Raw genomic sequence first — 14,066 nt, 5'->3', positions numbered from 1 at the left:
CGATCGGTCACGCCTCCAGGCTCCGGCACGACCACAGAGCGTGCGACGCGGCTACGGCCATTCGAGGCAGAAGCCCACGGCGTCTGACCAGTTCAGAGCCGTGGGCTTCGTCAGTCCCGTCGGTGCGCCGGCGGGCGGACCCGGGTCAGTACACCGGCTTGTGGGGTTCGATCTGGTTGACCCAGCCGATGACGCCGCCGCCCACGTGGACCGCGTCGGCGAAGCCGGCGGACTTGAGGACGGCGAGGACTTCCGCACTGCGGACACCCGTCTTGCAGTGCAAGACGATCTTCTTGTCCTGCGGAAGGCCCTCCAGGGCGTTGCCCATGAGGAACTCGTTCTTGGGGATCAGGCGGGCGCCCGGGATGGAGACGATCTCGTACTCGTTCGGCTCGCGGACGTCGATGAGCTCGATGTTCTCGCCGTCGTCGAGCCACTCCTTGAGCTGCTTGGGAGTGATCGTGGAGTCGGCGGCCGCCGCCTGGGCCTCCTCGGACACGACGCCGCAGAAGGCCTCGTAGTCGATGAGTTCGGTGACGGTCGGGTTCTCGCCGCAGACCGCGCAGTTGGGGTCCTTGCGGACCTTGACCTGGCGGTACTGCATCTCCAGGGCGTCGTAGATCATCAGGCGGCCGACCAGCGGCTCACCGATGCCGGCCAGCAGCTTGATCGCCTCGTTGACCTGGATGGAGCCGATGGACGCGCACAGCACGCCGAGCACGCCGCCCTCGGCGCAGGAAGGAACCATGCCGGGGGGCGGGGGCTCCGGGTAGAGGCAGCGGTAGCAGGGGCCGTGCTCCGCCCAGAACACCGAGGCCTGGCCGTCGAAGCGGTAGATGGAACCCCAGATGTACGGCTTGCCGAGCAGCACGCAGGCGTCGTTGACCAGGTAGCGGGTCGCGAAGTTGTCCGTGCCGTCGACGATCAGGTCGTACTGGCTGAAGATGTCCATCACGTTGTCGGCCTCGAGCCGCTCTTCGTGCAGGACCACGTTCACATACGGGTTGATGCCCTTGACCGTGTCACGGGCGGACTCGGCCTTGGGGCGGCCGATGTCGGCCTGGCTGTGGATGACCTGGCGCTGCAGGTTCGACTCGTCGACCTCGTCGAACTCCACGATGCCGAGCGTGCCCACGCCCGCGGCGGCCAGGTACATCAGCGCCGGCGATCCCAGGCCGCCGGCGCCCACGCACAGCACCTTGGCGTTCTTCAGCCGCTTCTGCCCGTCCATCCCCACGTCGGGGATGATCAGGTGGCGGGAGTACCTGCGGACCTCGTCTACGGTGAGCTCCGAAGCGGGCTCGACCAGGGGTGGCAGCGACACGGGGACTCCGTTGGTCGGTCAATCAGTACGGTTGTTCCTCCGTAACACTGCCATGGGCTTTTTCATTCCGAGACACCTGTTCCGATCCGCGAGACGATTTCATCCCAGTAGCCGGGCAGCACCTCCCAGGGGTTCGTCTCCCAGGTCTCGGACCGGCCCCCGCGCCCGGTGCGATCGGTGTGGTCGGTGAAGTAGATCGTCGCGGCGCCCTGCCAGCGGGCGATGCGCAGCGCCTCCTCCAAGTGGGGGCGCGGCACTCCGTGGACGAAGTGGCAGAACCGCTCGGGCGGCAGGTCGGCCGTCCACTCGGCGACCTGCGACCAGCGGTAGTCGCTCCAGGGGCCCGAGAAGGTGACCAGCTGGTCGGCGATGTCGGCGTAGCCCGGGTGCGGATGGATGCCGTGCCCGAGCACGATGTGGGCATCGTCACGCAGCGCGCGGAGCGCGGCGGTGGTGCGCCGCACCTCGTAGAGCCGCAGCGCGTCGGCGGGGCACCGGTCCAGCAGGAAGCCGTCGACCTCGTACCAGTCGAGGTAGCGGTGGGTGTCCGCGAGCACCTGGCCGAAGCCGCGGTCGCCGTACGCCGAGTCGAGGCGGCCGAGGACGCGGACGCCGGCGTTGCGCAGCCGTCCGGCCGCGTCCAGGCAGTGCGGGTCGGGCTGGGCGCCGGGCCCGTCGGCCACGTCGAGGACGACCCAGTGCAGGGGTGCGCCGGGCGCGGTGAGCGCCTTCCACTCGGCCGGGGCGACGAGCGGGTGCGCGATGCCGGGGATGCCGAAGCCGGTGCGGAAGTCCGTGCAGGTGATGCCCGGTTTGGCACGGCTCAGATACGGCATGCCGCCTCCATCCAGATGTCGGCCAGGGATTCCTCGAGGTTGATGCGGGGGCGCCAGCCGAGCCGGTCGCGGGCGGTGCGCACGTCGGCCTGCTGCCAGCTGCCGCAGCCGTCCGGGTAGGGGAAGGCCACGGGGGCGGGGTGGTGGTCGGCGTCGCCGGAGCGGGGGTGGCCGATGGCCGGCCGCAGATGCGGGCCGTGGGCGTGGACCCCGTGCGGGGCGTGCACGCCGGGGCTGTCGAGTTCGTGAAGCGCGCCGCCGTATCCGGCGACCCGGGCGAGGATCGCGGCGGCGTCGCGCAGCCGCACCGCCCGGCCCGAGCCGATGTTGATGACGCCCTGCGCCGCCGACAGCGAGGCGGCGTGCACCGCGCGCGCCACGTCGCGCACGTCGACGAAGTCCCGCTGTGCGCCGAGGCCGCCCAGCTTCAGCTCCCCGTCGCCGGACTGCATGGCCCGGCGCATGGCCTCGGCGAGCCGGCCGAGCGGGGATCCGGCGGGGGTGCCGGGACCGGCGGGCGAGAAGACCCGCAGCACGACGGCGTCCAGGCCGGAGCCGAGGACGAGTTCGGTGGCGGCGAGCTTGCTGACGCCGTAGGGGCCGCCGGGCCGCGGCACCGCGTCCTCGGCGGTGGAGGAGCCGGGCTGGCTGGGGCCGTACTCCGAGCTGCAGCCGATCTGCACCAGCCGGGCACCGCAGCCGCTGCGGCGCAGTGCCTCGCAGACGGTGGCCACGGCGACGGTGTTGTGCCGGGTGAGTTCCCGGGCGCCGCCCCGGGTGGCGCCGGCGCAGTTGACCACGACGCCGGGATGGACGGCGTCGAGAAAGCGGGTGAGCGCTCCGGGGCTGCCGGTGGCGAGGTCGAAGCGGACGTCGGCGTCGTCGCCGCGGCCGAGGGCGGTGAGCTGTACGGCCGGGTCGGCGAGCAGGCGGTCCGCCACGAAGCGGCCGATGAATCCGTTGGCTCCGATCAGCAGGACTCTCATCGTGCGACTCCTTCGGCGTCGTCCGAGGCTCCTGGACGGGTGGTCATGTGGGGTTCTCCTTCGTGCGGGTGAGGCCGTGTGCGGCTGCCGGTGGACGCCCCGGCTGCCCGTGGGGTCATCGGCGGGCCTCCACGTGGGCGTGGGCCGAGGCCCGGGTGAGCCGGCGAGCGGCGTGGAGCAGCAGGACGCAGGCCGCCGCGCCGCAGGTGAGGGCGGGGAGGGCGGCCGGCGTCCAGGCGGTGACGAGGGTCTCCACGGGGATGGCGAGGGCGGCCAGGCCGGGCAGACGCGCGGCGAACACACCGGCCAGGGCGGCCGCCTGGGTGAGGGCCGTGGCGGTGAGGATCACCCGGGGGGCGTGGGTGAAGCCGTGCACGGCGAGGAGGCGGGACAGGTGGAGGAGAGCGCCCAGGGTGAGGGTGGTGCCGAGAGCCGGGGCCTCGTCGAGGAGGGCGGCGGTGAGCAGGGTGAGGGCGGCCACGGCGAGCAGATGGAGGACGACCGCGCCGAGCAGCAGCGGGCGTACCGAGGTGGCGAAGTCCTCCAGGGCCCGGCTGGCGGTGAGCCGGCGGTGGGTGCGGGTGCGGAAGAGGTGGGTGGTCCAGGCGGCGGGGGCGCAGGCCAGGGCGAGGGCCGCGAGACTCGCCGCGGTGAGGGGCCAGCCGGCGGTGGCGGGCGGGGTGTCGGGGCCGCCGGTGAGTGCGGCGCGCAGCAGCCTTTCGCCCAGCAGGGCGTAGGCGATGAGCCAGCAGACCGGCAGGGCCGTGCCCGGGAAGCGGGGGCCGCTCAGGGGGCCCCGGCGCAGGGCGGCGCGCAGGGCGAGGAAGACGGCCAGGGCGCCCGCGGCGGCGGTCAGCAGGCGCGTCTGGCCGCCGGTGAGGCGGAGGGCCGCGAGGGTGGCGAGGCAGAGCAGGCCGGGCAGGAGGGTGAGGACCGCCCAGGTGGTGCGGGGCGCGGGTGCGGGCGGTGCGGTGGGGGGCGCGTCGGTGTGGTGGTTGGCGCGGGCGTAGAGCTCCTCGGCCAGGGAGAAGACGTCCCGGTGGCGGAAGCGGGCGGCGGTGCGGTCGGTGACGCCGTGCGCCTCCAGGCCTGCCGCGATCTCCAGGGGGTCCACGGCGGTCTCGCACAGCTCGCGGTGGCGGTGCAGCAGGGCCTTCACCGGGTCGGCGCCCCGGCGGGGGGCGGGGGTGCCCGGCGCGCTGAGGTCGGTCATCGTGCTGCCTCCGTGACGGGGACCTGCTCCTGCGCGGCCCAGCTGGGCACGGGGCGGGGCGCGGGGTCGGTCCAGTGGCCGGGGACGTGGGCCTCGGCGGGGGTGGCGAAGGGCTGGGGGGCGCCGGTGTGGTCCAGCGGCAGGCGGCGGACCGGGGTGTGGGCGACGATCTCCAGATACAGGCCGTGGAAGGCGGCGATGTTCTGCTCGACGGTGAACAGCTCGAGCGCGCGGGCGCGGGCGGCGGCCCCGAGGCGCTCACGGCGCTCGGGGTCGCGCAGCAGGGAGACGCACGCCTCGGCGAGCGCCCGCGGGTTGCGCGGCGGGACGACCAGGCCGGTGCCGCCGATGACCTCGACGACCGCGCCGACGTCGGTGGAGACCGTGGCCCGGCCGCAGAACATCGCCTCGACCAGCCGCACGGGGAAGCCCTCGACCACGCTGGACAGCACGGTCACCGCTCCGGTGGCGTAGGCGTCGGCCGGGCTGGGCAGTTCCGGGCCGCCGATCTCCTCGAAGGACACCGGGTTGTCGCCCACGGCGTGCGGTCCCTCGGCCTCGTCGGGGAAGAGCTGGGCGGCCAGCATCCGGCAGTGGCCCAGGTAGGCCTCGCCCTCGGGCCCGGCGGGGCCGCCGATGATGCGCAGCCGGGTCCCGGGCTCCTGCTTGCGGATCTCCGCGAAGGCGTGCAGCAGCGACACCAGGTCCTTCGCCGGCTCGACGCGCCCGACCCAGACCAGGGTGTGCGGATCGGCGCTCTCCTGGCCCTCGCCCACCTCGGCGAAGGGGGCGGCGTCCATGCCGGGGTAGACCGTGCGCAGTTTCGCCCGGTCGGCGCCGCACCGTTCCTGCCAGCGCCGGGCGTGCGTGTTGCCCGGGGTGACGAAGGCGGCCTGACGGTAGATCTCGGCGGCGAGCCTGCCGTGGAAGGCGGCGAGCAGCGAGCGGACGGCCGGTGAGGAGTCGGGCCGGGTGAGGTAGTGGGTGCGCAGCCGCACGCCGTACTCGGTCACCAGCAGCGGGACGCCGAAGAAGTGACGGGCCAGCAGGCCGGGCAGCGCGGCCGTGCCGCCGGAGGCGGCGTGGCACAGGTCGACCGCGCCGAGGCCGTCCTCCTCGTACCAGTCGAGGGTCAGGGGGCGCAGGGCGCGCTCCAGGTGCGCGGCCACGGTGAGCAGATCGGGTACACGCGCCTCGCGCGCGGGGCGCTGGGCACCGGGCGCACGACAGGCGTGCTCCAGGGCACGCACGGCGGTCTCCGAACGCAGGGCCGCCGCCAGTCCGCCTTCCTCGCGGGCGAGTTCGGCGAGACCGTAGAGGGCATTGGCGAAACGGTCCCCCTGGGGCGGGACGCCGGGCGTCTCGGCGGTGGCGGGGCCCGCGTCGGAGCGGGTGCCGGTCGGGGCGGGGCCGGCGGCGCAGAGCGCGACGGCCAGGTCGGCGTAGTGCTCCGTGAAGCGCCGGCGTGCGCGGCGCCCGTACACCACCCCGTCGTCCTCCGGCGTCCACAGCGGTGCCGTTCGTACGCGGCTGACCTGCGGTGGCAGCGGGACCCAGCCCTCGTCCTCCTCCGCCTGGCTGCGGCTGAACGCATAGACGTCGAACTCGTGCTGACCGAGCCCGCGCACCAGTCGGTCGCACCAGAGCCTGGCGTCACCGCTCACATACGGGTAACCACCCTCCGTAAGCAGTCCGATGCGCACAAGCACCCCCGATCTCCCGTGTGAGGAGCCGCCGTTGCCCCGGCGGCTCGCAGCGGGACGAACGTATGCGGACAAGGCGGTGGAGCGACGGACGGTTGTCCGTCGCTCCACCAAAAGGGGTGAACGGTCGTAACTTTCCTGTGCGGGGCGCGTTTAGCCGCGCTACGCGCCCGCCGCCTGCTCGCCGGTCACGGTCAGGTGATCGCCCGTCAGCTGTTGGGGTAGGCCCAGGGGTTGGGGCGGCAGCTGATGCCGTCGTGGTTCAGGAACTTGGTCTGCTGCTGCATCACAGGGGCCAGATCGCCGTCCTTGTCACAGGTGACGTGGCCGTAGCCCAGGCGGTGGCCGATCTCGTGGTTGATCAGCATCTGGCGGTAGCCCAGCAGGTCGTCGCCGTAGGTCTCGGCGCCCTGCGCCCACCGGTAGGCGTTGATCATCACGCGCTCGGTGGCGGCCGAGTCGCAGGAGACGTTGTCCTCGGTGGTGTCCAGGCCGGACTTGGCGCACCACTTGGCGGTGGTGCCCGGACTGGCCAGGGTGATCACGAAGTCGGGGCGGCCGGAGTAGATCCGCTCGAAGGTGCGTGCGCCGTTGTGTGCCCAACTGCGCTGGTCGTTCAGCGTCTTGTGCACGGCCTCGGCGAACAGCTCGCCGTCCAGGCCGAGCCCCTTCTCCACGTCCACCCGGTAGGTGATCTTCTGCCCCCGGCCCGGGGCCTTGTCGACGCCGCGGATCGCCTCGAACACGCCCGAGCCGGTGAAGTCCGCGCCGAGCGGGTACCTCTTGCTCATCTTCTGCACGTACGTCGCCGGCTTGGCGTCGGGTGCCTCGCGGCCGTCGCCGCGCGAGGCGGGATCCCGGGCGTCGCGGGACTGCTCGGGGGCGGACTGCGCCTGCACCGCGTCACCGCTGCGGTCGTCGGCGACCTGCCCGGCGACGACGACGGCCAGCGCGGTGGTGACGGCCGCGGCCGCGATCCCGGTGAACGTACGTCCCTTGCCGCCCCGCGGCCGCGCGGGCGCACCGGTGGGCGGCGCGTCGTCGTCCGCCGCGTCCGTTTCGTGCGGGGCGTCTGGGGCCTCGGCCGCGGAGGCGGTGTCCCAGTCGGTGACCGTGGCGCAGGGGTCGGAGGCCGGGCGGGTGCGGGGCGCCGGCTTGGTGCGCGGGGTGAAGAGATCGCCGGGCTCGTCGAAGGCGTCGAGGTACTCCTGCCGGACGCCACCGGCCCCGACAGTGTCATCGGCAGGTGCCTGCCGCTGCCGCGGCAGGGGCGCGGTCATCCCGGCCTGCCTGCCGTAACCGGCTGCCGCGGCCGTCCGCCCGGTCAGCTCGCCCCAGCCGCCTCCGCCTTCCCGCTGCTCCGGGTGACCACCGCGGACCTGCGGCGTGCCGTGCACGGGCGTGCCGTCGGGGAAGCGGGGGACGCCGTGGGCGGGGGTGCCGTCCGGGAAGCGGGGGACGCCGTGGGCGGGGGTGCCGTCGGGGAAGCGCGGAACACCGTGAGCGGGAGTCCCGTCAGGGAAGCGCGGAACGCCCTGCGCCGGAGTCCCGTCCGCGAAACGCGGGACCCCCTGCGCGGGCGTGCCGTTCGCGAAGCGCGGAACACCCTGCGCCGGAGTCCCCTCCGCGAAACGCGGGACCCCCTGCGCGGGCGTGCCGTCCGGGAAGCGCGGGACACCGTGGGCCGGGGTCCCGTCAGGGAAGCGCGGAGCGCCCTGCGCCGGAGTCCCGTGCGGCGGAGTTCCGTAGCCGCGCGGCGTCTCGCGTTCCGGCATCGGACGCGGCGAGCCGCCGTAGGCCGGGGCACCGTACGCCGGGCCACCCTGCCCCGGAACCCCTCGCCCCGGAGCCCCGTGCCCGGGAGCACCCTGGACCGGCGTCCCGTGAGGCGGGGTCCCATGAGCCGGGGCGTCGTACCGGGCACCGTCGTACGCGGCAGCCCCCTGCCCCGCGGCCGGGTACGTGCGCCCGCCGGGCCCGGGTCCGGGACCCGGTCCGGGTGGCGCCTGCTGCGGCCGGGCGGCCTGCGGGGCCCTGGTGTCCCAGCGGCCCGTGCCACGGCGTGTCTCGTCCACGCCCGTGCGGCCCTGGCGCACCGAGGTCGTCTCCGTGGTGCCGCCCTGGGGGGCGGGTCCACGACGGCTGTGGCGTCCCACGTCGCGCCTCAGCCCCTCACGTTGTCGGCGGTGGCTCCGCCGTCGCCGGCCTCGTCCGCACCGGCGGACGCGTCCGGGGCGCCCTTCGCGCCCCGGACCAAGGTAGCCCCCTCGGCGGAGGATTCCTCCGCATCGGCGAGGAGTTCACGAAAGGCGGCGGCCACCGTCTCGGGGTACTCCATCATCGCCACATGGCCGGCGTCGGGCAGCGTCACCAGCCGGGAGTCCCGGAAGGCGCGGGCCGCCCGCTGGGCCATGCGGAAGCCGACGAGCTTGTCCCGGCCGCCGTAGATCAGCAGGGTCGGCGCCAGCACCCGCTCGGCCTGGCGCCACAGAGCGTGCTGGCCACCGAGGGTGTAGGCGTTGACGAGGCCGCGCGCGGAGCGGGCCATCGCGTCCCAGAAGTACGGCAGCCGCATGCGCCGCTCCATCTCGTGCACGGCGTTGCGGAACCCCTCCGGGGTCACCCGCGAGGGGTCGCCGTAGCAGAGCGCCAGCACGCCGCGCACCCGCTGCTCCGCGGTCCACTCACGGGTGATGCGGGTGAACAGGGGTGCCACCCCGGGCACCGCCAGCAGTGCCGTCGGCACGGCGGTGCGCTGCACCCGCAGCTCGGGCAGGGCGGGCGACACCAGGGTGAGCGTGCGGACCAGGTCGGGGCGCACGGCGGCGACCCGGGTGACGACCGCCCCGCCCAGCGAGTTGCCGAAGAGGTGGACCGGGCCGCGCCCTGCCTCGTCCAGATAGCGAATCACCGCGCGGGCGTGCGCGGTGATCGAGTAGTCGCCGTCGTCGGGCGGCGGGGAGTCGCCGAAGCCCGGCAGGTCGACGGCCTCGTTGTCGAGGACGTCGTCGAGCAGCGGCATCAGCGCCGACCAGTTCTGCGAGGAGCCGCCCAGGCCGTGGACGCAGAGCGCGGGCGGCAGCCCCTCCCGCGCGGGCCTGCGTGCACGTAGGGTCAAAGTGACGCCGGGCAGCCGGACCGACCTGAGATGCTCGCCCTCCCCGACCCTCACGGCGGCCGCTTTGGGCAGCACGTTTGCGGGCGGCACGGACGGCAGCTCGGTCGAAGACATGCGGCAATGTTACGAGACGATCACGCAGTGGTTCATGTGTTCGCCGTCACAGGCCGGTCGAAAGCGGCCGGTCACCGGGTGCGCACCGTGTCACCTCACGGTCGCTCATCGCATAACGTCCGGATCGGGTGTCTCCTAGGCTCGAACAGAGGGCACCCGGATATAGCCCCTGCATCATTAGGGACGATCGTAGGAAGGGAGCCCGACATGGCCGTTGACCCCACCGACCCCGAGACGCTCGAGGAAGTCGAGGACGCCCTGGAGGGCGAGGAGTACGACGTCGAGGCCCCCGAGGTCGACGCGGCCGAGCAGCAGGCGGACATCGCGCCGGAGGACGATGACCCGCTGACGGGCGTCGATCCGGACCGCGCCAACGAGGCGGACCTGCTGGAACAGGCTCGTATCGTCTCCCTGGACGAGGACGATTACCGCTGATCAGAGCAGGGAAGGGCCACGTGTTGCCCGGTCCTGCGCCTTTTGAAACCGTCCGTGCCGCTTTCGTCGTCGTCCGGTCCGTGAAATTCTGCGTTCTCACCGCGCACACCACGGTTACCGAAAAGTACGATGGCGGCGCGGCTCACACCGCATGTGGACGACCAATGGGAGGCGGCGTGACAGCCATCGAGCAGACAGAGGCGGTTCGCCCGAAGGGCACCCGCCTGCCGCGCCGAGCCCGACGGAACCAGCTGCTGGGTGCCGCCCAGGAGGTGTTCGTCGCGCAGGGCTACCACGCGGCTGCGATGGACGACATCGCCGAGCGCGCCGGCGTGAGCAAGCCGGTGCTCTACCAGCACTTCCCGGGCAAGCTCGACCTCTATCTCGCACTGCTGGACCAGCACTGCGAGTCACTGATCCAGGCCGTGCGCAACGCGCTGGCCTCGACGACGGACAACAAGCAGCGCGTCCGGGCGACCATGGACGCCTACTTCGCCTATGTGGAGGACGACGGCGGGGCCTTCCGCCTGGTCTTCGAGTCGGACCTGACCAACGAGCCCGCCGTGCGCGAGCGGGTCGACAAGGTCACCAACGACTGCGCCGAGGCGATCTGCGAGGTCATCGCCGAGGACACCGGTCTGTCCCGGGACGAGTCGATGCTGCTCGCCTCGGGCCTGGGCGGTCTCGCCCAGGTGGTGGCCCGGGCCTGGCTGCACAGCGACCGCACGGTGCCGCGCGACCAGGCGGTCCAGCTGCTCACCTCGCTCGCCTGGCGGGGCATCGCCGGCTTCCCGCTGCACGGCAGCGACGCCGGTCAGCAGCAGGGCGGCGAGCAGCAGCGCTGAGCGCCACGGGCGGGCGTTCGTTCCCGCCGGCTGTTCGCTCCTGGCGTGGCCGGGCGGACCGTGCAGGTCCCCTCACCGGGCTAATGTGTGCGGAGTACGGCGCGGTAGGCCGCGCACTTCACTGACCGTCGGAGGGACATAGCCGTGGAGGTCAAGATCGGCGTGCAGCACGCGCCGCGCGAGATCGTTCTGGAGAGCGGTCAGAGCGCCGAGGAGGTCGAGCGCGTGGTGGCCGAGGCGCTGGCCGGGAAGTCGCAGCTGCTGAGCCTCATGGATGAGCACGGCCGCAAGCTCCTCGTCCCGGCCGACCGGGTCGCGTACGTCGAGATCGGGGAGCCCGCTCCGCGCAAGGTGGGCTTCGGCGCGCTGTAGGCGGAACGCGCGGGACATGGGCGAGGGCCCGGCGGTACGACACCGCCGGGCCCTCGCTCGTCCGGGTGCGTTCACGGATGGAGCACAGGGCCCCCACAGGGGAGGATTGGATTCCGCAGGCCAGGGGTAAACCGGGCTACGACCGATGTGAGCAGGCCGGCCATGTGGGAGGGACCCCCGAGATGCTCTTGCAAGCGCTCAGCTCCGCGATCCTCGGCCTCGCTCTCGCGTGGGTGGCCGTCCACCGGCTGTCGCATCGGCTTCCGGCCCGTGCGCTGGTGTTGTCCACGGGGGTGGCGGGTGCGCTGTTCGGTGCGTTTCTCGCGGATACGGCGCTGGAGGCGGGGGGCCTGACGGCCAGCCTGCTGGGGGCGGTGATTGTTTGCGTGGCGTCCTTGTCGTTGCTGTTGCGGCCCGCGGGAAGACTGCGGCGTCGGTCGGCGACGGCGTGAAGGCTGGTCGCCGCCGGCGGGGTGTGCGTCGGGGGCGTTGATTTCGTTGGCGCCCTGAGTTGCAAGCTGCGTGCGCGGTTCCCCGCGCCCCTGAGGTGAGTGCAGTCGCCTAGCTGAGGTGAGTGCAGTCGCCTAGGTTCAAGGGCGCCCTTGCTCGAAGCTCCGTGCGCGGTTCCCCGCCCTGGCGTTGGGACGGTCAGGCGGCCAGGCCCAGGGCTGCCATGCGCTTGGTGTGGGCCTCGGTGATGCGGGAGAACATCTTGCCGACCTCGGCGAGGTCGAAGCCGTCCGCGACGCCGCCGACCAGCATCGTCGACAGGGCGTCCCGGTCGGCGACCACCCGCTGCGACTGGGACAGGGCCTCCCCCATCAGACGCCGCGCCCACAGCGCCAGCCGTCCGCCCACCCGCGGGTCCGCCTCGATCGCCGCGCGCACCTTCTCCACGGCGAAGCCGCCGTGCCCGGTGTCGTCCAGCACGGCCAGCACCAGGGCGCGGGTGTCGGAGTCCAGCCGGGCGGCGACCTCCCGGTAGAAGTCGCTGGCGATGGAGTCGCCCACGTATGCCTTGACGAGCCCCTCCAGCCAGTCGGAGGGCGCGGTCTGCTTGTGGAAACCGTCGTACGCGGCGACGAACGGCTCCATCGCGCTGGTCGGGTCCTCACCGATCTCGGCCAGCCGGTCGCGCAGCTGCTCGAAGTGGTGGAACTCGGCCGAGGCCATCTTCGCCAGCTCCGCCTTGTCGTCCAGCGTCGGCGCCAGCTTTGCGTCCTCCGCCAGCCGCTCGAACGCCGCCAGCTCCCCGTACGCGAGCGCGCCGAGCAGGTCCACGACGGCGGCGCGGTACTGCGGGTCGGCTGAGGCGGCCGCCCAGTCGAGGGCGGCGACACCGGTGTGTGCGTCGTCGGTGGTCTCGGGGGCGTCCGCGGCGCGATCAGGCTTGTCAGAGCTCGTCATGAAGCGCACAATAGCCCGCCCGCCGCGTCCGGGAAGGTCCCGGTCGATCAGTGTGACGACGACTACGTGACCAAATCGGCCATCGCATGTGCGCGAATCCGGGGTATGGTGGTAATGAGCCTGCTGAGCACTTCGACGTACTCGACAGGCCGCATGTATGAGGATGCCCGGTCGGTGGCCCGATCGGCTCCGACCAGACAGCCCTCCTTGACCGTACGGCACATTGCGTACGGGATCCGGAGGGGGACACCCTCAGCGGTTCGAGCGCTGGAGCGTAGGCAGTGGTCCCGTGCCTCACGGCACAGCCCGTAAGGCAGCCGACGTCCCCGGCACGGTCACATTAAGACCCCCGCGCTCGCCTCGTACCGCGCACACAGAAGAGGCAGCACCCTGACTACGACGTTCCGAGAGCTCGGGATCCTCCCCGAGACCGCCGAGGCCCTGGAGGCCGTCGGCATCACCACACCCTTCCCCATCCAGGAGATGACGCTCCCCGTCGCCCTCTCGGGCACGGACGTCATCGGCCAGGCCAAGACCGGCACCGGCAAGACGCTCGGCTTCGGCCTTCCGCTCCTCGAGCGGGTCACCGTCCCCGCGGACGTGGAGGCGGGCCGCGCCAAGCCGGAGGACCTCACCGACGCCCCGCAGGCGCTGGTCGTCGTCCCCACCCGCGAGCTGTGCACCCAGGTCACCAACGACCTGCTCACCGCCGGCAAGGTGCGCAATGTGCGCGTCGTCGCGATCTACGGCGGCCGCGCCTACGAGCCCCAGGTGGAGGCCCTGAAGAAGGGCGTCGACGTGGTCGTCGGCACCCCGGGCCGCCTGCTGGACCTCGCGGGCCAGAAGAAGCTGGACCTCAGCCACGTCAAGGCCCTGGTGCTCGACGAGGCCGACGAGATGCTCGACCTGGGCTTCCTGCCCGACGTCGAGAAGATCATCAATCTGCTTCCGGCCCGGCGCCAGACCATGCTGTTCTCGGCCACCATGCCGGGCGCGGTCATCGGCCTGGCCCGCCGCTACATGTCGCAGCCCACGCACATCCGCGCCACCGCGCCGGACGACGAGGGCGCCACGGTGGCGAACATCAAGCAGTTCGTCTACCGCGCCCACTCCATGGACAAGCCGGAGATGGTCGCCCGCATCCTGCAGGCCGAGGGCCGCGGACTGGCGATGATCTTCTGCCGCACCAAGCGGACGGCCGCCGACATCGCCGAGCAGCTCCAGCGCCGCGGTTTCGCCGCCGGCGCGGTCCACGGCGACCTCGGCCAGGGCGCCCGCGAGCAGGCGCTGCGCGCCTTCCGCAACGGCAAGGTGGACGTGCTGGTCTGCACCGACGTCGCGGCCCGCGGCATCGACGTCGAGGGCGTGACGCACGTCATCAACTACCAGTCGCCCGAGGACGAGAAGACGTACCTGCACCGGGTGGGCCGCACCGGCCGCGCGGGCGCCAAGGGCACGGCGATCACGCTGGTCGACTGGGACGACATCCCGCGCTGGCAGCTGATCAACAAGGCGCTGGAGCTCGACTTCAACGACCCGCCGGAGACGTACTCCACCTCCCCGCACCTGTTCAGCGACCTCGGCATCCCCGAGGGCACCAAGGGTGTCCTGCCGCGCTCGGCGCGGACCCGTGCCGGGCTGGATGCCGAGCAGGTGGAGGACCTGGGCGAGCCGGGCGGCCGCGGGCCGCGCGGGCGCGGCGGCCGGGGCGGC

13 protein-coding genes are annotated in these 14,066 nt (G+C 72.9%); 5 read left to right on the top strand and 8 right to left on the bottom strand.

The features are described from left to right. Nucleotides 1–145: 145 nt before the first annotated feature. The 7 genes from moeZ to ABD207_RS16635 form a co-directional block, all read right to left on the bottom strand. Nucleotides 146–1,324, bottom strand: coding sequence for an adenylyltransferase/sulfurtransferase MoeZ (gene moeZ / locus ABD207_RS16665; RefSeq protein WP_344013781.1), 1,179 nt, complete (start codon nt 1,322–1,324; stop codon nt 146–148). Nucleotides 1,325–1,386: 62 nt separating this feature from the next. Then, nucleotides 1,387–2,160: a spherulation-specific family 4 protein gene (locus tag ABD207_RS16660; protein ID WP_344013780.1), complete on the bottom strand. Its 774-nt coding sequence runs from the start codon at nt 2,158–2,160 to the stop codon at nt 1,387–1,389. After that, complete coding sequence (locus ABD207_RS16655; protein WP_344013779.1) at nt 2,148–3,146, bottom strand: NAD-dependent epimerase/dehydratase family protein; 999 nt, start codon at nt 3,144–3,146, stop codon at nt 2,148–2,150. The genes ABD207_RS16660 and ABD207_RS16655 overlap by 13 nt, the downstream gene beginning before the upstream one ends. Nucleotides 3,147–3,261: 115 nt before the next feature. Further along, nucleotides 3,262–4,359 carry a hypothetical protein gene (locus tag ABD207_RS16650; protein WP_344013777.1) on the bottom strand — a complete coding sequence of 366 codons (1,098 nt, stop codon included), beginning with the start codon at nt 4,357–4,359 and terminating at the stop codon, nt 3,262–3,264. Continuing rightward, on the bottom strand, nt 4,356–6,062 hold the full coding sequence (locus ABD207_RS16645) for a DUF3492 domain-containing protein (protein WP_344013804.1): 1,707 nt from the start codon (nt 6,060–6,062) through the stop codon (nt 4,356–4,358). Before ABD207_RS16645 ends, ABD207_RS16650 begins: the two co-directional genes overlap by 4 nt. Before the next feature lie 209 nt (nt 6,063–6,271). Further along, nucleotides 6,272–7,837: a DUF3152 domain-containing protein gene (locus ABD207_RS16640; protein WP_344013775.1), complete on the bottom strand. Its 1,566-nt coding sequence runs from the start codon at nt 7,835–7,837 to the stop codon at nt 6,272–6,274. A 389-nt stretch (nt 7,838–8,226) separates the two neighbouring features. Continuing rightward, nucleotides 8,227–9,294: an alpha/beta fold hydrolase gene (locus ABD207_RS16635; RefSeq protein WP_344013773.1), complete on the bottom strand. Its 1,068-nt coding sequence runs from the start codon at nt 9,292–9,294 to the stop codon at nt 8,227–8,229. Between the two features lie 207 nt (nt 9,295–9,501). On the opposite strand from ABD207_RS16635, the gene ABD207_RS16630 reads away from it, so the two are divergent. The 4 genes from ABD207_RS16630 to ABD207_RS16615 all read left to right on the top strand — a co-directional run bounded on the left by ABD207_RS16630 (nt 9,502) and on the right by ABD207_RS16615 (nt 11,398). Continuing rightward, nucleotides 9,502–9,729, top strand: a complete 228-nt coding sequence (locus tag ABD207_RS16630; protein ID WP_344013771.1) for a hypothetical protein — start codon at nt 9,502–9,504, stop codon at nt 9,727–9,729. Nucleotides 9,730–9,905: 176 nt separating this feature from the next. Beyond that, a complete protein-coding gene (locus ABD207_RS16625; protein WP_167997239.1) occupies nt 9,906–10,574 on the top strand; it encodes a TetR/AcrR family transcriptional regulator in 669 nt (222 codons plus the stop codon). Nucleotides 10,575–10,718: 144 nt separating this feature from the next. Next, nucleotides 10,719–10,946: a DUF3107 domain-containing protein gene (locus tag ABD207_RS16620; protein ID WP_344005685.1), complete on the top strand. Its 228-nt coding sequence runs from the start codon at nt 10,719–10,721 to the stop codon at nt 10,944–10,946. 182 nt (nt 10,947–11,128) lie between these two features. Then, the gene (locus ABD207_RS16615) at nt 11,129–11,398 is read left to right on the top strand and encodes a hypothetical protein (RefSeq protein WP_344013769.1); all 270 of its coding nucleotides are present in this window, start codon (nt 11,129–11,131) and stop codon (nt 11,396–11,398) included. A gap of 196 nt (nt 11,399–11,594) precedes the next feature. Here the strand turns inward: ABD207_RS16615 and ABD207_RS16610 are convergent, their stop codons facing one another. Continuing rightward, entirely contained in the window at nt 11,595–12,353 is a 759-nt protein-coding gene (locus ABD207_RS16610; protein WP_344013767.1) for a ferritin-like fold-containing protein, read from the bottom strand. Nucleotides 12,354–12,836: 483 nt separating this feature from the next. Between ABD207_RS16610 and ABD207_RS16605 the strand changes: the two genes are divergently transcribed. After that, the coding region (locus ABD207_RS16605; protein WP_344013765.1) for a DEAD/DEAH box helicase at nt 12,837–14,066 on the top strand (1,230 nt) is incomplete at its 3' end.

It is taken from the genome of Streptomyces thermospinosisporus (genome assembly GCF_039526425.1).
GTDB lineage: Bacteria > Actinomycetota > Actinomycetes > Streptomycetales > Streptomycetaceae > Streptomyces > Streptomyces thermocarboxydovorans.
This window is presented reverse-complemented; position numbering and strand designations above follow the sequence as displayed.

What these genes read in the sequence shown, in the direction of transcription:
- ABD207_RS16660 (WP_344013780.1), bottom strand. Translation starts at nt 2,160, where the DNA reads ATGCCGTATCTGAGCCGTGCCAAACCGGGCATCACCTGCACGGACTTC.
- ABD207_RS16655 (WP_344013779.1), bottom strand. Translation starts at nt 3,146, where the DNA reads ATGAGAGTCCTGCTGATCGGAGCCAACGGATTCATCGGCCGCTTCGTG.
- ABD207_RS16650 (WP_344013777.1), bottom strand. Translation starts at nt 4,359, where the DNA reads ATGACCGACCTCAGCGCGCCGGGCACCCCCGCCCCCCGCCGGGGCGCC.
- ABD207_RS16640 (WP_344013775.1), bottom strand. Translation starts at nt 7,837, where the DNA reads ATGCCGGAACGCGAGACGCCGCGCGGCTACGGAACTCCGCCGCACGGG.
- ABD207_RS16635 (WP_344013773.1), bottom strand. Translation starts at nt 9,294, where the DNA reads ATGTCTTCGACCGAGCTGCCGTCCGTGCCGCCCGCAAACGTGCTGCCC.
- ABD207_RS16630 (WP_344013771.1), top strand. Translation starts at nt 9,502, where the DNA reads ATGGCCGTTGACCCCACCGACCCCGAGACGCTCGAGGAAGTCGAGGAC.
- ABD207_RS16615 (WP_344013769.1), top strand. Translation starts at nt 11,129, where the DNA reads ATGCTCTTGCAAGCGCTCAGCTCCGCGATCCTCGGCCTCGCTCTCGCG.
- ABD207_RS16610 (WP_344013767.1), bottom strand. Translation starts at nt 12,353, where the DNA reads ATGACGAGCTCTGACAAGCCTGATCGCGCCGCGGACGCCCCCGAGACC.